The sequence below is a fragment of the Pseudomonas viridiflava genome (genome assembly GCF_900184295.1).
Taxonomy (GTDB): domain Bacteria; phylum Pseudomonadota; class Gammaproteobacteria; order Pseudomonadales; family Pseudomonadaceae; genus Aquipseudomonas; species Aquipseudomonas viridiflava.
Map to the genome: position 1 here is coordinate 2,879,096 of NZ_LT855380.1, position 18,383 is coordinate 2,897,478.

General features: G+C 61.2%; 14 protein-coding genes. 7 read left to right on the forward strand and 7 right to left on the reverse strand.

The annotated features are described in order from the left end of the window. Positions 1-305: 305 nt before the first annotated feature. The 4 genes from CFBP1590_RS13150 to CFBP1590_RS13165 all read right to left on the reverse strand — a co-directional run bounded on the left by CFBP1590_RS13150 (position 306) and on the right by CFBP1590_RS13165 (position 4,881). Positions 306-1,565, reverse strand: a complete 1,260-nt coding sequence (locus tag CFBP1590_RS13150; protein WP_088235196.1) for a metal-dependent hydrolase family protein — start codon at positions 1,563-1,565, stop codon at positions 306-308. Next, positions 1,562-2,872 (reverse strand): MFS transporter, encoded by a 1,311-nt coding sequence (locus CFBP1590_RS13155; protein ID WP_088235197.1) that lies wholly within the window; start codon positions 2,870-2,872, stop codon positions 1,562-1,564. Before CFBP1590_RS13155 ends, CFBP1590_RS13150 begins: the two co-directional genes overlap by 4 nt. Before the next feature lie 188 nt (positions 2,873-3,060). Beyond that, positions 3,061-3,963, reverse strand: a complete 903-nt coding sequence (locus CFBP1590_RS13160; RefSeq protein ID WP_004885542.1) for a LysR substrate-binding domain-containing protein — start codon at positions 3,961-3,963, stop codon at positions 3,061-3,063. Between the two features lie 12 nt (positions 3,964-3,975). Beyond that, complete coding sequence (locus CFBP1590_RS13165; RefSeq protein WP_088235198.1) at positions 3,976-4,881, reverse strand: LysR substrate-binding domain-containing protein; 906 nt, start codon at positions 4,879-4,881, stop codon at positions 3,976-3,978. Between the two features lie 154 nt (positions 4,882-5,035). Here CFBP1590_RS13165 and ydiJ point away from each other — a divergent pair, with 154 nt between their 5' ends. Continuing rightward, positions 5,036-8,083 (forward strand): D-2-hydroxyglutarate dehydrogenase YdiJ, encoded by a 3,048-nt coding sequence (ydiJ, locus tag CFBP1590_RS13170; RefSeq protein ID WP_088235199.1) that lies wholly within the window; start codon positions 5,036-5,038, stop codon positions 8,081-8,083. Between the two features lie 489 nt (positions 8,084-8,572). On the opposite strand, the gene yghX is transcribed toward ydiJ, so the two are convergent. Continuing rightward, a complete protein-coding gene (gene yghX, locus CFBP1590_RS13175; protein ID WP_088235200.1) occupies positions 8,573-9,460 on the reverse strand; it encodes a YghX family hydrolase in 888 nt (295 codons plus the stop codon). Positions 9,461-9,775: 315 nt separating this feature from the next. Between yghX and CFBP1590_RS13180 the strand changes: the two genes are divergently transcribed. Further along, positions 9,776-10,852 carry a GGDEF domain-containing protein gene (locus CFBP1590_RS13180; protein WP_088235201.1) on the forward strand — a complete coding sequence of 359 codons (1,077 nt, stop codon included), beginning with the start codon at positions 9,776-9,778 and terminating at the stop codon, positions 10,850-10,852. Here the strand turns inward: CFBP1590_RS13180 and CFBP1590_RS13185 are convergent. Further along, positions 10,839-11,741: a polyprenyl synthetase family protein gene (locus CFBP1590_RS13185; protein WP_088235202.1), complete on the reverse strand. Its 903-nt coding sequence runs from the start codon at positions 11,739-11,741 to the stop codon at positions 10,839-10,841. The two genes, CFBP1590_RS13180 and CFBP1590_RS13185, sit on opposite strands and share 14 nt — an antisense overlap. A 166-nt stretch (positions 11,742-11,907) precedes the next feature. Here CFBP1590_RS13185 and fni point away from each other — a divergent pair, with 166 nt between their 5' ends. From fni to crtB, 5 genes are read left to right on the forward strand one after another with little or no spacing between them, the layout of a single operon-like run. Continuing rightward, entirely contained in the window at positions 11,908-12,957 is a 1,050-nt protein-coding gene (gene fni / locus CFBP1590_RS13190; RefSeq protein ID WP_088235203.1) for a type 2 isopentenyl-diphosphate Delta-isomerase, read from the forward strand. Then, positions 12,954-14,234 carry a glycosyltransferase gene (locus CFBP1590_RS13195; protein ID WP_088235204.1) on the forward strand — a complete coding sequence of 427 codons (1,281 nt, stop codon included), beginning with the start codon at positions 12,954-12,956 and terminating at the stop codon, positions 14,232-14,234. The genes fni and CFBP1590_RS13195 overlap by 4 nt, the downstream gene beginning before the upstream one ends. Next, positions 14,224-15,390, forward strand: coding sequence for a lycopene beta-cyclase CrtY (gene crtY / locus CFBP1590_RS13200; protein WP_088235205.1), 1,167 nt, complete (start codon positions 14,224-14,226; stop codon positions 15,388-15,390). Before CFBP1590_RS13195 ends, crtY begins: the two co-directional genes overlap by 11 nt. Further along, the gene (locus tag CFBP1590_RS13205) at positions 15,387-16,877 is read left to right on the forward strand and encodes a phytoene desaturase (RefSeq protein ID WP_088235206.1); all 1,491 of its coding nucleotides are present in this window, start codon (positions 15,387-15,389) and stop codon (positions 16,875-16,877) included. The genes crtY and CFBP1590_RS13205 overlap by 4 nt, the downstream gene beginning before the upstream one ends. Then, positions 16,874-17,827: a 15-cis-phytoene synthase CrtB gene (crtB, locus tag CFBP1590_RS13210; RefSeq protein ID WP_025995836.1), complete on the forward strand. Its 954-nt coding sequence runs from the start codon at positions 16,874-16,876 to the stop codon at positions 17,825-17,827. The genes CFBP1590_RS13205 and crtB overlap by 4 nt, the downstream gene beginning before the upstream one ends. Here the strand turns inward: crtB and CFBP1590_RS13215 are convergent. After that, entirely contained in the window at positions 17,757-18,293 is a 537-nt protein-coding gene (locus CFBP1590_RS13215) for a sterol desaturase family protein (protein ID WP_088235207.1), read from the reverse strand. The two genes, crtB and CFBP1590_RS13215, sit on opposite strands and share 71 nt — an antisense overlap. Positions 18,294-18,383 lie beyond the last annotated feature (90 nt).

Genomic DNA, 18,383 nt, shown 5'->3' on the forward strand with positions numbered 1-18,383 from the left:
CCACTGCGCAAGATACTTCTCTGTCTCTGACACAGCGCTATCTGACAGCAAATACAAACTGTGGGAGGCGCCACTACGTCTTCGACGTAGCGCTGTCGCGCAGCAAACACCGGGCGTCGTGGGAGCGGACCGGGCGGCGTTCCGTTTGTCCGCGAATGCTGCATTTCAGCCGCTGAACCTTCATCGGCCGCACCGCCCCTTCGCGGACAAGTCCGCTCCCACAAAATCCGGTTTCTTCAGTGGTTTGGGGTTGTTTGACCAGAGACATTCGGCCCTTGGATCGAGGGCCGAGCCGATTTGGCCATTCAGATCAGCGTGTTCTTGCGCACCTTGCCACCCTGAACAATCATCGCCAGTCGTTCGCCCTGGCCAACCAGACAGTGAATGTCGGTCAGCGGATCGCCGTCCACGACCAGCACGTCAGCAATCGCGCCCTTGGCGATGCAGCCCAGTTCGCCTTCGCGCTGCAGAATCTGCGCCGCTACGCTGGTTGCGCTGCGCAATGCCGCCAGATTGCCCAGCACTTCGGCGCGGATTTTCAGTTCGTGAGTCTGGTACTCATGCATTTCGCCCAACAGATCGGAGCCGTAGCCCATCGGCACACCGGCTTCGGCGAACAGTACCAGCGCGTTGCGCCCGGCCTGACGGACGTCCTCGATCTTGGCCACTGAATCCGGTGGCAGACCGAAGCGTTCGCCGTACTCGGCGAGCATTTCGTAAGTGACTTGGGTCGGCACCGCAAACGCGCCTTTCTCAGCCATCAACCGCGCTGTGTCAGCGTCAACCAGATTACCGTGCTCGATGGTCCGCACGCCGCACTCGATGGCCCGGCGAATGGCGCGTGCGGTGTAGGCGTGAGCCATGACGTAGGTGTTGGCCGCCGCCGCTTCATCGACAATCGCGCGAATTTCAGCCTCGCTGTACTGGGTGTTGGCGATCGGGTCGGTCGGCGAAGACACACCGCCCGAGGCCATGATTTTGATCTGGTTCGCGCCCTGTTGCAGCTCTTCACGCACGGCCAGGCGTACGTTGTCGACACCATCCACCACACGGGCAATAGCACCGGCCCGGAAGCAGCAGGAACAGGGCTCGTTGAGCAGCAGTTCACCGCGGGCGCGCATGTCGCCGTGGCCGCCGGTCTGGGAAAGCGCCTTGCCCGAGGCAAAGATTCTTGGCCCTGGGATCAGCCCCATCTGAATGGAGCGCGCCAGCGCCCAGTCAGCGCCGCCTGCGTCACGCACCGTGGTGAAGCCGCGATCCAGCATTGCAGACAGAATCGGCAGAGCGCGGTACATGATGATTGCGTTGGGTTGCAGCGCATTCATGCCCAGGTTGGCGTTGGACGCCAGCACGTGAACGTGGCAGTCGATCAGGCCCGGCATCAGGGTCTTGCCGCCCAGATCGATCACCTGATCGTCCGGTCCGGCAGGCTCGCCTTCGGCGCGTACATCGATAATGCGCTCGCCCTGGATCACGACTTCCTGACCTGAAACAAGTTTGCCCAGTTCAACGTCCAGAATGCGGCCGTTGCGCAGGATCAGGCGTGGGGATTCAGCAGTACTCATTGATAGGCTCCAGTCAGAGGGCGGTTTACGGCAGGGGCAGGGTCGCGATAGAGCAGCGCGCCGATGCCGCTGACAATCGCCGCGAACATGATGTAGAAGGCCGGCGCGAGATTGCTGCCGGTCGAGGCAATCAGCCAGGTGATGGTGAAGGTGGCGAAACCGCCGAAAATGGTCACTGCGAAGTTGTAGGCGACCGATAGACCCGTGGACAGGACATGGGTCGGCAGCAACTCACCGAACGCGGAGAGAATCGAGCCGATGTAGCCGGAAATCAGCAGACCCAGCACCAGTTCGAAAATCAGCAGCGAGAACAGCCCAGGCATCTGGTTGATGAACAGGAACATCGGGTAAGCGCTGAAGAAAATGGCGATGGCCGAGCCCAGCAGCCATGAACGGTTGCCGCTGCGATCCGCCATGGCGCCCACCAGCGGTGTGGCGACGATCAACACGGCGCCACCCATCATCCCCGCGCTGAAACCCATCCATGACGGCAGGCCCAGCACGCGCTGGGCGTAAGAGGGGATGTAGAACAGAATCGCGTAGGTGCAGACGGTCCAGAGCACCACCAGCGAAAAGCTGATCAGGGTCTGGCGCGGGTAGGTCTTGATCACTTCACGCAGCGGCGAATCGACCGGTTTGCTGGCGGTATAGGCAGGGGTCTCGTCGACCCGGCTGCGAATGTAGAAACCCACCGGGCCGATCAGGGTGCCGATCAGGAACGGCACGCGCCAGCCCCAGCTTTCCAGCTGTGCCTGGGTCAGGTAGCTGGACAGGATCGCGCCCAGTGTCGAGCCGAGCAGCACGGCGACGCCGATACTCGCCTGAATCCAGCTGGAGTAGAACGCTTTACGGCCGGCCGGCGCATGTTCAGTCAGAAACGCCGTGGCGCTGCCCATCTCGCCGCCGGCGGAAAAACCCTGTAGCAGACGCGCCAGCACGATCAGCACCGGGGCCAGGTAGCCGATCTGCGCGAAGCTCGGCGTGAGGGCAATAATCAGCGTTCCGAAGGCCATGAGCAGGATGGTCAGCGACAAGGCCGCCTTGCGCCCATGCTTGTCGCCGTAGATGCCCAGCACGATGCCACCCACCGGACGCATGAAAAAGCCCACGCCAAAGGTCGCAAGTGCCAGCAGATAGGACGTCAGTTCGCTACCGGTCGGGAAGAACACCTTGGCGATGATGACCGAGAAAAAGCTGTAGACCGTGAAGTCGAACCACTCCAGGCCATTGCCGATGACCGTGGCAGTGATGGCGCGGCGCGCCTGCCTGTTCTGGGGATGTGTGAGGGATTGTTGTAGTGTGCTCACTTTTTAGCTCCTGCATGCAATACACGCAGGGAACGACCCTGCATTGAAAAGGGGGCAGAGTCGGAAGGTGAAACAGAATAAGGTCTAGCGCCCGTTAGGGTTGAGAGTAGGCTCATGCCCGGTTTGGAGAAAACGCTCTTTACGCAGGTTTGCATGCGCGATACGCATGCAAGAGCTCTCTGTAACAATCAGCCTTGCGAACTGATCTCGTCGCTCAGCCATTTCTCGAAGGCACGTGCCGCGCGGCGGGGCATCTTGCCGCTGGGCGTCAGAAGGTAATAGCCGCCCACCGCGCCGACACTTGTGCTGCACGCAGGCACCAGCGCGCCGGAACGCACATGCCTGTCGATCATCGGCTGCCAGCCGAGCACAATGCCATGACCAGACATTGCCAGATCCACCAGCACCGGATACAGGTTGACCGTCATGCGCTTGCGGATCAGCGAGGCATCCACGCCCTGACGACCGAACCAGTCATTCCAGGACAGCCATTGGCGCTGGCCGTCTTCCAGCATCAGCAGACAGTAGTCGAGCAATTGCGCAGGTTCGAGCAGTTGGCCGTTCAGATACTCAGGCGAGCAGTAGGCGTTGACCGACTCGGCAAACAGCAGCCGGCTGTCCAGCCCGGCAGGCGAGCTTTCACGCAGAAAATACAAAGCCAGATCGAATTCGGCACGGATCAGCGAATCCAGCCCGTCCACGACGCGCAGCCGGATATCGACGCCGGGAAATTCGTCGCGATAGCGGCCCAGCAAAGGACCGAGCCACAAGGCCGCGACGCCGCTGGAACAGGCCAGTGTCAGTTGTTGCTCGCCACTGTGGGTAATGACCTGCGCCGTGGCTTCCGCGCACAGGGTCAGCACGCGATGAATCTGTTCGGCGTAGATCTGCCCGGCAACGGTCAGGTGAATGCGCTTGTGCTCGCGACGGAACAGCGCTCGGCCCAGAAACTCTTCCAATTGCGCCACTTGCCGACTGATCGCGCTTTGCGTCAGGTGCAGTTCGGTCGCCGCACGGGTAAAGCTGCCGTGGCGTACGGTGGCCTCGAAAGCAATCAGGTTCTGCAAGGGTGGCAGCGGTTCGATGCGCATGAAGACTCCGGATCAGAGGCTGTCGGGAAACGGAATGGACAGCAGCCAGTCTCTGAACACGCACAGTGACGGCAGGTTCTGAAAACGTGTGGCGTAGGCCAGGTAATAGTTACGGCCGCTGTCCAGCGGTTCGAACAGCGTCACTAGCTCGCCGCTTGCGAGTTCGTCCAGCACCAGAATGCGTGGCACCAGCGCGATACCGATGCCTGCCGCCACTGCCTGGATCAGGTGTGAGGTCAGTTCGAAGCTCGGGCCGGGGCGCATCACATGATGATCCAGCCGGTTACGCTCGAACCAATCCGACCAGGCGTTGGGACGCGACACCACGCTGAGCAGCGAGTAGTACGCCACCTGTGCCGGGGTCATGGATGCATACCCTTTCAGCGCGCCGGGACTGGCAATCAGGACCAGTTTTTCACTGACTAGCGGGTGGGCGATGTAGCCCGGCCAGTTGCCGGTGCCTGCGCAGATGATGGCGTTCATCTCGCTGGCGGCTGGCGTCAGGTCGGCGTGCACGATGCGCGAATGCACGTGCACCACATAGCCCGGATGCCTCGCGTAAAAGTCATTCATGCGCGGCAGCAGCCATTTGGAGCCAAAGGTGGGCAGCACGGCAAGATGCAGGGTGCCGCCTTCGGCCTTGTGAGCGATGGTCTGCAGCGTCGCGCTGCGGATTCGACCGAGGGCTGCGGCCAGTTCGTGCTGGTACAGCGCCCCTGCGGTGGTCAGCTCGATACGTCGGCCATCGCGCTTGAACAGCTCGACCTCAAGCTGGGCTTCGAGCGCCTGCACCTGACGGCTCACCGCGCTCTGGGTCAGCGTCAGTTCATCGGCGGCCTTGGTAAAGCTGCCATGCCGGGCGGCCGCTTCGAAAGCGATCAGCAGCGACATCGAAGGCGTCAGTCTTCTGGGGTTCATTCATAAAGCTCATGGAAAAACGGCAGGTTTTACGTTTGCACTGCGGCGCCGCAGGCCGGAGAATCACGCCAACCGTTGATATTGCCGTGCTTGCGAGCCCTTCGAAGCATACGTGCTTTGCATATAAAAAGCCTAACCCGTCAGGAACACCACCATGATTGCGCTGCTGAAGCCCACGTCCGAACAGGTCGGTCACTACGACCGTTTCCTCAACGCCCTGAGCGAGGGTGGTTTTCGCGGGGAAATCGCCCGGGACATGGGTTCACGCACCGTGCTGGCCACCGACAACTCCATCTACCAGCGTCTGCCGCAGGCTGCGGTGTTCCCGATGGACAGCCATGACGTGGCCATCGTCGCCCGGCTGGCCGCCCGCCCTGAATATAAAGAGGTCGTCCTGACCCCCCGGGGCGGCGGTACCGGCACCAATGGCCAGTCGCTGACCGATGGCGTGGTGGTCGATCTGTCGCGGCACATGAACAATATTCTTGAAATCAACGTCGAGGAGCGCTGGGTGCGCGTCCAGACTGGCGTGGTCAAGGACCAGCTCAACGCCGCGCTCAAGCCTCATGGGCTGTTTTTCGCGCCGGAGCTGTCGACGTCCAACCGTGCCACGGTGGGCGGGATGATTAACACCGACGCCAGCGGGCAGGGCAGTTGCACCTACGGCAAGACCCGTGACCACGTGCTGGAACTGTCCACCGTGTTGCTGGGCGGTTCATACGTGAATACCCAGGCCATGGATGCCGAGCAACTGATGCGCGAACAGGCGCGTGTTGATCGTGCAGGCGACGTCTATCGCTGCGCGCAGCAGATTGCCGACACTCAGGCGCAACTGATCAAGGACGTTTTCCCGCCCCTCAATCGCTGCCTGACCGGTTATGACCTGGCGCACCTGCGTGAGGAAGACGGGCGCTTCAACCTCAACAGCGTGCTGTGCGGTTCCGAAGGTTCACTGGGCTTTATCGTCGAGGCCAGGCTGAACGTGCTGCCGATCCCCAAACATTCGATTCTGGTCAACGTGCGGTACGCAGGCTTCATGGACGCGTTGCGCGACGCCAAGGCGTTGATGGCGCACAAGCCGCTGTCCATCGAAACGGTGGATTCCAAGGTCTTGATGCTGGCGATGCAAGACATCGTCTGGCACGGCGTTGCCGAGTATTTTCCTCAGGATCCGGCCACGCCGACGCTGGGTATCAACCTGATCGAGTTCAGTGGCGACGAATTGAACGAAGTCGAGCAGCGGGTGCATGCGTTTGTCGCGCACCTGCAGACGGATACCTCGGTCGTGCGTCTCGGCCACACCCTGGCGACGGGTAGTGCTGCGGTTAGCCGCGTTTACACCATGCGCAAACGTTCTGTGGGTTTGCTGGGCAACGTCAAAGGCGAGGCGCGTCCGCAGCCGTTCGTGGAAGACACGGCCGTGCCGCCGGAAAACCTGGCCGATTACATTCAGGAATTCCGTGCGCTGCTGGACAGCTACGGTCTGCAGTACGGCATGTTCGGCCATGTGGACGCGGGCGTGCTGCACGTGCGGCCGATTCTGGACATGAAAGACCCGGCGCAGGCTGCCTTGATTCGTCCGATTTCCGACGCCGTCGCCGCGCTGACCAAGCGCTACGGCGGTCTGCTCTGGGGCGAGCATGGCAAGGGCCTGCGCTCACAGTACGTGCCCGAGTATTTCGGCGAGTTGTATCCCGCACTTCAGGCGTTGAAGGCTGCCTGCGATCCGTTCAACCAGCTCAACCCCGGCAAGATCGCCACGCCTGCTTCGGTGCCTGAGGCGCGCCTGACCCTGGTGGACGAGGTGAAACTGCGCGGTGATCTGGACCGTACCATCGACGAGCGTGTCTGGCAGAGCTATGACACGGCACTGCATTGCAACGGTAATGGCGCCTGTTACAACTACGATCCCGACGATGCGATGTGCCCGTCCTGGAAAGCCACACGCGACCGTGTTCATTCACCGAAGGGTCGGGCGTCGCTGGTCAGGGAATGGTTGCGCTTGCAGGGCGAGCAGGACGTGAACGTGCTGACCGCCAGCGCCAGGGCGCGTACGGCCAATGTGGTGAAGAGCCTGGCCGAGCGCACCGTCAACAGCGTGGCGCGAGTGGCGGGGCAGAAGGACTTCTCGCATGAAGTCTATAACGCCATGTCGGGTTGCCTGGCGTGCAAGTCCTGCGCAGGTCAGTGCCCTGTCAAGGTCAACGTGCCCGAGTTTCGCTCGCGCTTTCTGGAGTTGTACCACAGCCGTTACCTGCGGCCGCTCAAGGATTACCTGATCGGCTCGCTGGAATTCAGCATTCCGCATCTGGCGCGTTTTCCCAGACTGTACAACGGCGTGATGGGGGCAAAGCCGGTCCGTTATCTGCTTGAGCATGTGGCGGGCATGGTCGACAGCCCGTTGCTGAGTCTGATGGACTTCCGCGCAGCCTGCGCGCGCTGGAACGTCGGTATTGCAACGCCTGCGCGTCTCGCGGCGCTGACCGAGGAAGAACGCCAGCGTACGGTGGTGCTGGTGCAGGACGCGTTTACCCGTTACTTCGAAACCCCGTTGGCAGCCGACTGGCTGGAGCTGATTTCGCGCATGGGTTATCAGGTTTACCTTGCCCCGTTCGCCCCCAACGGCAAGCCCCTGCAGGTCCAGGGTTTCATGGGTGCGTTCGAAAAGGCAGCGAGTTTCAATAGTCAGTCACTGCGCAAGCTTCAGGATTCCGGCATTCCGCTGATCGGACTTGATCCGGCAATGACGCTGGTCTATCGCCAGGAATACAGCAAGACCCTGGGCAGCGAAAACGTGCCGACCGTGATGCTGCCGCAGGAATGGCTGGCTTCGGCGCTGGTCGAGCAGGGTTCGGAAGCCGAAAGCGAAACGTATTACTTCCTGCCGCACTGCACCGAAAAAACCAACGAACCGGCCAGCGTCGGCCTCTGGCAGCAAGCTTTTGCCCGCAACGGCCTGACCCTGCAGGTATTGCCAAGCGGCTGCTGCGGCATGTCCGGCACCTACGGCCATGAAACCCGCAACGTGAAGACCAGTAAAACCATCTACAGCCAGTCCTGGCAGCCGCTGGTAGCGCGTCATGGCGGGGATGACCGATTGGTTGCCGATGGTTACTCGTGCAGAAGTCAGGTCAAGCGTCAGGATGGCAAGGTGATCAGGCATCCGTTGCAAGTGCTGCTTGAGCGGATGCGGGCGGGGTGATGGGGCACGATCTTCCCTACATCTGCGTTAGTCGTTACACAAACGTCCTCATGGAGGAATGATCGTGCCCATCGCTCCGCGTGGGCATGCCGCCCGGGACGCTCCGCGTCCCATCAGGTCCGATCACTTAGATAATCGGTGGCACCGATGCGCTTTTGTACCGCGATGTCATGAACACCGCAGATCGCGACGTGGGTGAAGGCTGAGTCTTGGCGCTGATTCGGGGGGCAATCGGCATGGATGCCGATTGAGCTGCACTGGGCCATGGATGGCCCATTTGCAGCGACCCCCGAATCAGTGTCAGGACGAAGGAACCCCGGCGAAGCCGGGGCCGGAACCGGAGCAGCGGGCTTTGCCTACTTTGGCCCCTCAAAGTAGGTCGCCGAGGGGCGAAAAGGTGACGTGAGCCATGCGCTCGGCTCACTGAGTCCGCAGTCTGTGCCATTTGTGACGCGGAGCGTCACGGGAGGCATGCCCACGCGGAGCAATTCAAACGAGATATTTCCTGAACCACCCCAGCGTCCGGTCCCAGGCCAGTTTGGCGGCGGCCTCGTCATAGCGCGGGGTCGAGTCGTTGTGGAAACCGTGGTTGGCGCCCGGATAAATGTACGTTTCGTAAGTCGTGCGGGCGGCTTTCAGGGCCTTTTCATAAGCAGGCCAGCCTTCGTTGATGCGCGTGTCCAGCTCGCCATAGTGGATCATGATCGGCGCCTTGATCTTCACCACATCCTCCGAATTCGGCTGGCGTCCGTAAAACGAGACCGCCGCGCCCAACTCCGGATAGGCCACCGCCGCTGCGTTGGTGACGCCACCGCCATAACAGAAGCCTGTAATACCGACCTTGCCCGTGCTTGCATCGTGCTTCATCAGCCACTCGATGGCGGCGAAGAAGTCGTTCATCAGTTTTTCAGGGTCGACCTTCTGCTGAAGCTCGCGGCCCTTGTCGTCATTGCCCGGATAACCGCCCACCGATGACAGTCCGTCCGGTGCCAGGGCGATGAAGCCTGCCTTGGCCACGCGCCGGGCAACGTCTTCGATATACGGGTTCAACCCACGGTTTTCATGCGCCACTACAATGGCGGCAACCTTGCCGGTCGCCTTGGCGGGACGCACCAGATAGCCGCGCACCTGACCATGGCCTTTGGGCGAGGGGTAATTCACGTATTCGGCGATGATGTCCGGGTCGGTGAATTCCACCTGCTCGGCCAACGCATAGTTGGGGCTCAGGGAAGCGAGCAGGGCGCTTGCGGTAAGGCCGCCCAGGGTGAACACTGCCGCGCGGTCGAGAAATTCGCGTCGGTTGATCTTGCCATGGGCGTAATAGTCGTAAAGTTCGAGCAGTTCAGGTGCAAAGTCTTTCGCTGTGAGACGTTCCATCCGTACCCTTCCTTATCAGTCATTCGAGGCCAGCCATGCGCTGGGGAAGCAGCGTTCCATTAAAGCAGTGTTTGACCTGAATGAGGCATTTCACCTTCACAAGCCGCATGCCAGAGCACACGAGCGAATTGTTCTGTGGCCCTACGGGCACTTTCAAGGGCCAATGCCTTCAAACAAGAGCCTCACAGCCCGGTTGCAACGACAATTATTGTTGCTGGGACGCATCAAGCGCAGGCTGTTCATGCCGACAATACGACATGAATCACGCCTTGATACCCCACGGTCGTATTCAACCTGTACTCTCGAGATAACGTGATGATCCTCTCCGCCGATGACCGTTCCCAGCTCTTCAAGGAGACTGCTGTCCAGTTCTGGAAACACATCATTCCCATCGTGTACGTCGCGCTCCTGATTCATTTTGTTCTGTTCGGGCTGTTCATCGCACTGGACGTGCCCATTCTCTGGGGCGCCAACTTCCTGAGCACGCTGATCTACATCAATTGCCTGTACCTGATACGCGGTCGCCGCTACCGGCAGGCGGGTCAGTTGATGAGCCTTGAAATCATAGGTCACGCGATTCTGGCCACCTGGGTGCTGGGCTGGGACAGCAATTTCAGTTTCTACCTGTTCTGCGTCGTGCCGATCATCGCCTTCACCTTTCAACTGGCCACGTTCCGACGGTTGGTCTACAGCCTGTCGATCCTGATGGCGGCCGTCGGCTGCTTCGCGTTTCGCCGTCATATGGGGCTCTCGTCCGGGCTCAGCAGAGAGGTTCTGGACATGTTCGGCATCGCCAATGTGCTGATCGCCACATCGCTGTCGATCTACGCCACGGCACTGTCGGTACGTTTTACCTCTTCGATGCAGCTGAGCCTGTTCCATATCGCCAATCGGGACAGCCTCACCAACCTTTACACCCGCCGCCGAATCCTGCACCGCGTGCGACAGATGGAGTCGCAGCGCCAGGGGCTTTCCGCATCGCTGATATTGCTCGACATCGATCATTTCAAGCAGATCAACGACCTTCACGGCCATGAGTCCGGCGACCTCATCCTGCAACGGGTCGCAGGCATCATCAGCACCTGCGTGCGTCAGAACGACATGGCCGCGCGTTGGGGTGGCGAAGAGTTTCTGGTATTGATGCCGGACACTTCGCTGGCCGATACGCGCAAGGTGGCCGAACGTATCTGGGCGCGGATCAGTGAAGAGGCAGGGCACATCGACACCCGCAAGCTGGACGTGACGGCGACGCTGGCGACGGCAGTCATTCATCCCGGCGAGGCCTTTCAGGTTGCGCTCAACCGTGCGGATGCATTGCTCTATCAGGGAAAGGAACAGGGCCGAAATCGAGTGATGACGGCCGAGCAGGGCGCTCGCGTTACAGCGCCTTGAAAAATACCAGCTTGAGGTAAGGACTGATGGCTTGCGCGTCGCCGTAGGCCTGGTAGAGGTGTTTTTCCGCCATCGACAGATGGGCATGAAGCTGCTCAGCCACTTTCTGCTGACCGTACAGCGAAACGAACGTCGACTTGCCCTTGTCCTTGCCTTGATCCTTGGCGTTGTCGAACGCGTCGTCCTGCAGATCGTCGTAGAGCTGAAAGGCCTGCCCCAGCTCCGTGGCAAACCCCTGCAGCTCTAGCCGCACGCGTTCGTCGTCGCTGCCGATCAGCCAGGCCATGTCCATGATGGCGCCAAACAGAACGCCGGTTTTGAGCCGATTGGTCAGGGCGATCTCTTCGGCACAGCGGCTGTGCTGACCTTCACGCAGGTCCTGATACTGTCCGCGAACCAGCCCTTGCATGCCCACTGTATCGGCGAGGATTTCAACAATCCGGGTACGGTTCGCAGGCGGCACGTCATTGATCGCCGCGACCACGCCGAATGCCCGGCTCAGCAAAGCGATCGCCGCGAGAATCGCCACATCCTGACCGAATTTCAGGTGCACTGTGGGACGTCCTCGCCTTAACTGCGCGTTATCCATGCACGGCATGTCGTCCAGCACCAGAGACGCTGCGTGGATCATCTCCACGGCACAGCCAAGATCCAGCGACGCGCCTTCAGACTGGCGGTCGGAATGACCCAGTCCTTCGGCAGCCAGCATCAACAGCATGGGGCGCACGCGCTTGCCGGGTGCCAGTGTGCCCTCGCGCATTGCCAGTGCGACCAGGTCGCGCTCATTACCTTCCTGCGGCAGCAATTCATCCAGACGCTTCTCGATGCGCTCACGCATGTCTGCCAGCTGTTTGATCAGTCCGCTATGGAGGGAGGCATCCATTTCCATTTTTGTCATTGCTTCTACTCTGGCTATGTAGGCTCGACAGTCCAACTGTCTCGTCTCAGGCTCATTTCCTGGCTTTCAATCAAACGGAACGACCTACGCTCCTGAGTGCCTCAAGAATCTAGAGACCACACGCTCGGAAAAATGATCCAGCTAAATCGGAGCTGTCATGGACAACATCGACCTCAGTCGACGCAAGGATGATCACCTCGATATCGTCCTCAAGCAAAGCTTCGCAGGCTCTGGCACGGGCCTTGAAGCGGTTCGCTTCGAACATTGCGCGTTACCGGAACTGAACCTCGGCGACATTGATTTAAGCAGCAGTCTGCTGGGTATTCCCCTGCGCGCACCGCTGTTGATCAGCTCGATGACCGGCGGTGCCGAACGCTCGACAGCGATCAATCGGCATCTGGCCCAGGCCGCGCAACGGCTGGGGATTGCCATGGGCGTAGGGTCGCAGCGAGTCGGATTGCGCAGCCCCAACGATCAGGGCCTGACCCGCGAACTCAGACGTCTGGCCCCGGATATCCCATTGCTGAGCAACATCGGCGCGGCGCAGTTGCTTGAAGCGGACGGCCTCGACCTGGCGCGCCGGGCAGTGGATGCGTTGCAGGCCGATGCGTTAATCATCCACCTCAACCCCTTGCAGGAAGCCGTTCAGGCGGAGGGCGACAAGAACTGGCGCGGCGTACTGGATGCGATTGCGAGCACGGTCGAAAGTGTGGGCGTGGCGGTCATCGTCAAGGAGGTCGGCGCCGGATTGTCGGCCCCGGTCGCCCGCGCGCTGGTTGCCCACGGCGTACAGGTACTGGATGTGGCGGGCAAGGGCGGCACGAGCTGGGCAGCGATCGAGGGCGAGCGCGCCACCCGGTCGGCGGATCGAGAGGTAGCGATGGCCTTTGCAGACTGGGGCATACCGACGGCCACGAGTCTGATTAAAGTCCGACAGGCACTGCCGCACACGACGCTGATTGCCTCCGGCGGCATTCGTAACGGCATAGACGCTGCCCGGGCAATCCGCCTCGGAGCGGATCTGGTCGGACAGGCTGCCGGTGTGCTTACCGAGGCGCTGGAATCGGATTCCGCCGTGATTGAACATTTTGAAACAATAATTCGCCAGTTGCGCATCGCCTGCTTCTGTACCGGCTCCAGAGATCTGGCTGCACTGCGTGAGGCGCGACTGCTCGATCCACTCCCGTCGAGCGAGCGTGCTTCATGAGTCATTTCGGCGTCGTGGCACCCGCGTTCTACAGCCACTTTCAGGCGCTCCAGGCCCTGGCGCTGGAATTGATCGAGCGTGGTCACCGGGTCACGTTCTTTCATCAGGCCGATGCTCATCGCTGGCTGACCGATCCACGCATTGGCTTTTACACCCTGGGCGCCATCAGCCACCCGCCTGGCAGTCTGGCTGGATCGTTGCGCCGGGCCGCAGCTCCGCACGGCCCGCTGGGCTTGCGCCGCGTGATTCGCGACCTGAGTAGCACGACGGCCATGTTCTGCACCGAACTGCCTGCCGCGCTGGCGCACGAAGCCATCGACGCACTGCTGTGCGATCAGATGGAGGCGGGCGGCGGGCTGGTGGCGGAGGCGCTGGGTCTGCCATTCGTTTCAGTGGCCTGCGCACTGCCGATCAACCGTGAGCCCCGGTTGCCGCTGCCGGTGATGCCGTTTGCCTACGGCACCGATGCGCGCAGCAGACGCCTCTATGAGGCAAGCACAAGGGTGTACGACTGGATGATGCGCCCGCTGCGCAAGGTCCTGCACGAGGCATCCCATCGATTGGGCGTGACCCCGCGCAACGGCATGCACGAGTACCTGTCGCCGTTTGCGCAGATCAGCCAGACGCTGGACGGTTTCGATTTCCCGCGTGAGAACCGGCCTGCGCATTTTCACACCGTCGGCCCGCTGCGATCGGCGCCCCATCAGGTGCAGGGCGAGTGGTCCATCGATCCGAGCCGGCCCTTCATTTTCGCCAGTCTGGGCACCTTGCAGGGTGGTCGGCTGGGTATGTTCAAACAGATGGTGATTGCCTGCCAGCGTCTGAATGCCCAACTGCTGATCGCTCACTGTGGCGGCCTCGATGCCGCTCAGGAGCAGACGCTCAGGCAGATGGGCGATGTCCGGGTGACGGCATTCGCGCCTCAGCAGTGGGTGCTGGAGCAGGCCGATGTGGTGATTACTCATGGCGGTCTGAACACGGTGATGGATGCGATTGCCGCCGGCACGCCAATGCTGGTCATGCCGATTGCCTTCGATCAGCCCGGTGTGGCAGCCAGGGTCTGTTATCACAGGCTTGGCAAGCAGCTGCATCGTCGCGCCCGAGCAGCGAAGATCCAGGCCCAGTTACAACACCTGCTTGTGCATTCCGACAAACCGCTGCGTCAGCTGGCAACTGAACTGGATTCGGCAGGCGGAACCTTCAAGGCCGCAAATATCGTCGAAGATGTGCTTCGCACGCGCCAACCGGTGTTCGCAGGAGGCGTTCATGCGTTATGACCTGATTCTGGCGGGCGGCGGACTCGCCAACGGGCTGATCGCCTGGCGACTCAAGCAGCGTCTGCCAGAGTTGAACATCCTGTGTGTCGAGGAACAGCCGCAGTTGGGCGGCAACCACACCTGGTCCTTTCATGATGGCGATCTGAGTCCGGATCAGCATCAATGGATCCGCCCGTTGGTGGTCAAGACCTGGCCTGCTTACGACGTCTACTTTCCAGAGCGAGCGCGGCGAATGGAGAGTGGTTACGCGAGTATCACTTCCGAGCGCTTCGCTCAGGTCATCGGGCCTGCGTTGGACGATAGCCTGATGACAGGAACGCGTATCACTGATGTCAGCCCGGACTCGGTACTGCTCGACAATGGCGAGCGCCTGCAGGCCCGCGCCGTGATCGACGGCCGTGGCGTGCAGCCTAGCGAGCATCTGGTACTCGGACAGCAGGCATTTCTGGGCCAGTTGCTGCAATTGAAGCACCCCCACGGGCTGGACATGCCGATCATCATGGATGCCCGCGTGCCTCAGGAAAGCGGGTATCGCTTCGTCTACGTGCTGCCGTTCACCCGAGATACGCTGCTGATCGAGGACACTCATTACGTGGATCGGCAATCGTCGTCACCGGATGAGTTGCGTCGGCACATTGCCGACTACGCGCGTCAGCACGGCTGGACGATTCAGTCGTGCCTTCGTGAAGAGCAGGGTGTGCTGCCCATTACGCTGGCCGGGGATTTCAATGCGTTCTGGAACGAACATCCGGGCCAGCCGCGTTCCGGCTTGCGTGCAGGGCTGTTCCACTGCACCACCGGCTACTCGCTGCCCTTGGCCGTGCGGCTGGCCGAGTGGATCACTCACCAGCGTGACTTCGAAGCCGAGTCGCTGGCACAAGGCATTCGCGCCTTTGCGCGTGCCCAATGGCAGCGCCAGCGCTTCTATCGGCTGCTCAACCGGATGCTGTTTCTGGCCGGCCGACCTCAGGATCGCTGGCAAGTGATGCAGCGCTTTTACGGTTTGCCCGACAACCTGATTCGCCGCTTTTACGCCGGTGACACGCTCGCCCGCGACAAGGTCCGGGTGCTGGTCGGCAAGCCTCCTGTGCCGGTCGCCGAAGCCATGCGTGCCGCCGTACGTTATCTGCCCAGACATTACGAGAATTCTCTATGACCCCAGCAAAAAACGCCGTGGTGATTGGCGCCGGTTTCGGCGGCCTGGCACTGGCGATCCGGCTCCAGGCCGCAGGCGTGCAGACAACCCTGCTCGAAAAGCGCGACAAGCCGGGCGGAAGGGCCTACGTCTATGAGGACGAGGGTTTCACTTTCGATGCAGGGCCTACGGTGATCACCGACCCCTCGGCCATCGAAGAGTTGTTCACGGCGGCCGGTAAATCGATCAAGGATTACGTCGACCTGTTGCCGGTCTCGCCGTTCTACCGTCTGTGCTGGGAGGACGGCACGCAGTTCGACTACGCCAACGATCAGGCTTCTCTGGATCGCCAGATCGGCGCGCTCAACCCCAGGGACGTCGCGGGCTATCAGAGGTTTCTGGCGTATTCGAAAGCGGTGTTCAACGAGGGCTATCTGAAACTGGGGGCTGTGCCGTTTCTGTCGTTTCGCGACATGATTCAGGCCGGTCCGCAACTGGCACGTCTTCAGGCCTGGCGCAGCGTTTACTCCAAAGTGTCCGAATTCATCGAAGACGAGAAACTGCGCCAGGCGTTCTCGTTCCACTCGTTGCTGGTGGGCGGTAATCCATTTGCCACATCCTCTATTTACACCCTGATTCACGCGCTGGAGCGCCAATGGGGCGTCTGGTTTCCGAAGGGCGGAACCGGCGCACTGGTACAGGGAATGGTCAAACTGTTCGAGGACATCGGCGGACGCATCGAACTCAATGCCGAAGTCGCCAGCATCGAAGTCAGCGGCGCACGCGCCACGGGTGTGCGGTTGCATGACGGCCGGGTGTTGAACGCCGACTGCGTGGCCTCGAATGCCGACGTGGTGCACACCTATGCCAATCTTCTGGCCCAGTATCCACGGGGCGTGAAGGAGGGCGCGCGGCTCAAGCGAAAGCGGTTCAGCAACTCGCTGTTCGTCATTCACTTCGGCCTCAAGCGACCACAGCCACAATTGCAGCACCACACCGTGTGCTTCGGGCCGCGTTACCGCGAACTGATCCAGGAAATCTTCAAAGGCGATGCGCTGGCCGAGGATTTCTCGCTGTACCTGCACGCACCCTGCATCACCGACCCCAGTCTTGCGCCGCCGGGTTGTTCCAGCCATTACGTGTTGTCACCGGTTCCGCACCTGGGTAATGCGCCGATTGATTGGGAAATCGAAGGGCCGCGCTACCGGGACCGGATCTTTGAATACCTCGAAAAGTACTACATGCCCGGCCTGCGCGAAGACCTGGTGACCAGCCGGATCTTCACACCCAACGACTTCCGCGATGAACTGAACGCGCATCTGGGCTCGGCCTTCTCGCTGGAGCCCGTCCTGCAACAAAGTGCCTGGTTTCGGCCTCACAACCGCGACGCGAATCTGGCCAATGTGTATCTGGTCGGCGCCGGAACGCATCCGGGCGCAGGTGTTCCGGGTGTGATCGGCTCGGCCAAGGCCACCGCAGGCTTGATGCTGGAGGGCGTCCACGCATGACAGCACCGGATACACAGGATCAGCAACTGGTAGACCATGCTTTACAGAGCATTGCCGTGGGTTCGAAGAGCTTCGCGGCCGCCTCGAAACTGTTCGATCCGCTGACACGCCGCAGCGCCGTGATGTTGTACGCCTGGTGCCGTCACTGTGACGATGTGATCGATGGGCAGGAAGCGGGCCATGACGCAACGGTCGTCTCACCCGTAGAAGTACGCCAGCGTCTGGCCGGGCTCATCGCCCGGACGCATGACGTCTACGCAGGCATCCCGCCGCAGACCCCGGCCTTCGCCGCGTTCAAGGACGTGGTCTACCGCCACGGCATTCGTCAGGATTACGCGCTGGACCACCTCGCAGGGTTTGCGATGGATGTGAATCAACGGGACTATCGCAGCATCGAAGACACACTGGAATACTGCTACCACGTGGCCGGGGTCGTCGGGTTGATGATGGCGCAGGTCATGAACGTCAGTGACGAAGCGATCCTGGATCGGGCCTGCGATCTGGGCATGGCGTTCCAGTTGACCAACATTGCCCGCGATATCGTCGAAGATGCTGCCGTCGGACGCTGCTATCTGCCCGCCGACTGGCTGACCGAACTGGACATACCGCGTGACCGGCTGGCCGAGCCGGAGTATCGCCAGCGCATTGCCGTGCTCGCCCGGCGGCTGGTAGACATGGCTGAGCCGTTCTATGACAGCGCGCAGGCCGGATTGGCCGCGTTGCCGTGGCGCTCGGCCTGGGCCGTCGCCACCGCCAGAGGTGTCTACCGCGAGATAGGCGTGAAGGTGCGGGAGGCCGGAGCGCAGGCGTGGGACTCACGCCAGTCGACCTCGAAACTCGACAAGCTCAGACTGGTCGCCGCCGGCGCATGGCAGGCCACTATTTCGCGCGGGAAGCGCTATCCCCGACGTCCGCCCGACCTGTGGAAACGTCCTCGTCGTGCCTATTGAGCGGACCGCCGTGCAGCTCGCGCAGTTGCGCCTTCAGTTTTGCCACGGAAGGCGCGTACAGAAAGCCGAATGACACACAGCGCTGCTTGCCGGACACCGCATGATGCATCAGGTGCGCCTGATAGAGTCGCTTGGCATAGCCTGCGCGTGGCACAAGACTGAACGGCCAGCGCCGGTGAACCAGTCCGTCATGCGCTACGAAATACAACAGGCCATAGGCCGTCATTCCAGCACCGATCCACTCCAGCGGATGATAACCCCCGGTGCCCAGCGCAATCAGCACGATGGCAACGCCCGCAAACACCACTGCATACAGATCATTCTTCTCGAACCAGCCGGTCCGCGGTTCATGGTGCGAGCGATGCCAGCCCCATCCCCAGCCATGCATGACGTACTTGTGCGCCAGGAACGCAAAGCCTTCCATGCCGATCAGCGTGGCCAGAAACACCAGCGAGTTGAAAATCATCCGTTTTGTCCTCCAGGGTTGCCTGGGTTGAGACTGTGGCAGAGTGGCGGCGTTCGGTCGGGCTCTCGGGCGGCAGTGCAGGCTCTGCAA

Coding starts and splice junctions, on each gene's coding strand:
- CFBP1590_RS13150 (WP_088235196.1), bottom strand. CDS start 1,565: ATGAGTACTGCTGAATCCCCACGCCTGATCCTGCGCAACGGCCGCATT.
- CFBP1590_RS13160 (WP_004885542.1), bottom strand. CDS start 3,963: ATGCGCATCGAACCGCTGCCACCCTTGCAGAACCTGATTGCTTTCGAG.
- CFBP1590_RS13165 (WP_088235198.1), bottom strand. CDS start 4,881: ATGAACCCCAGAAGACTGACGCCTTCGATGTCGCTGCTGATCGCTTTC.
- ydiJ (WP_088235199.1), top strand. CDS start 5,036: ATGATTGCGCTGCTGAAGCCCACGTCCGAACAGGTCGGTCACTACGAC.
- yghX (WP_088235200.1), bottom strand. CDS start 9,460: ATGGAACGTCTCACAGCGAAAGACTTTGCACCTGAACTGCTCGAACTT.
- CFBP1590_RS13180 (WP_088235201.1), top strand. CDS start 9,776: ATGATCCTCTCCGCCGATGACCGTTCCCAGCTCTTCAAGGAGACTGCT.
- CFBP1590_RS13185 (WP_088235202.1), bottom strand. CDS start 11,741: ATGGAAATGGATGCCTCCCTCCATAGCGGACTGATCAAACAGCTGGCA.
- fni (WP_088235203.1), top strand. CDS start 11,908: ATGGACAACATCGACCTCAGTCGACGCAAGGATGATCACCTCGATATC.
- CFBP1590_RS13195 (WP_088235204.1), top strand. CDS start 12,954: ATGAGTCATTTCGGCGTCGTGGCACCCGCGTTCTACAGCCACTTTCAG.
- crtY (WP_088235205.1), top strand. CDS start 14,224: ATGCGTTATGACCTGATTCTGGCGGGCGGCGGACTCGCCAACGGGCTG.
- CFBP1590_RS13205 (WP_088235206.1), top strand. CDS start 15,387: ATGACCCCAGCAAAAAACGCCGTGGTGATTGGCGCCGGTTTCGGCGGC.
- crtB (WP_025995836.1), top strand. CDS start 16,874: ATGACAGCACCGGATACACAGGATCAGCAACTGGTAGACCATGCTTTA.
- CFBP1590_RS13215 (WP_088235207.1), bottom strand. CDS start 18,293: ATGATTTTCAACTCGCTGGTGTTTCTGGCCACGCTGATCGGCATGGAA.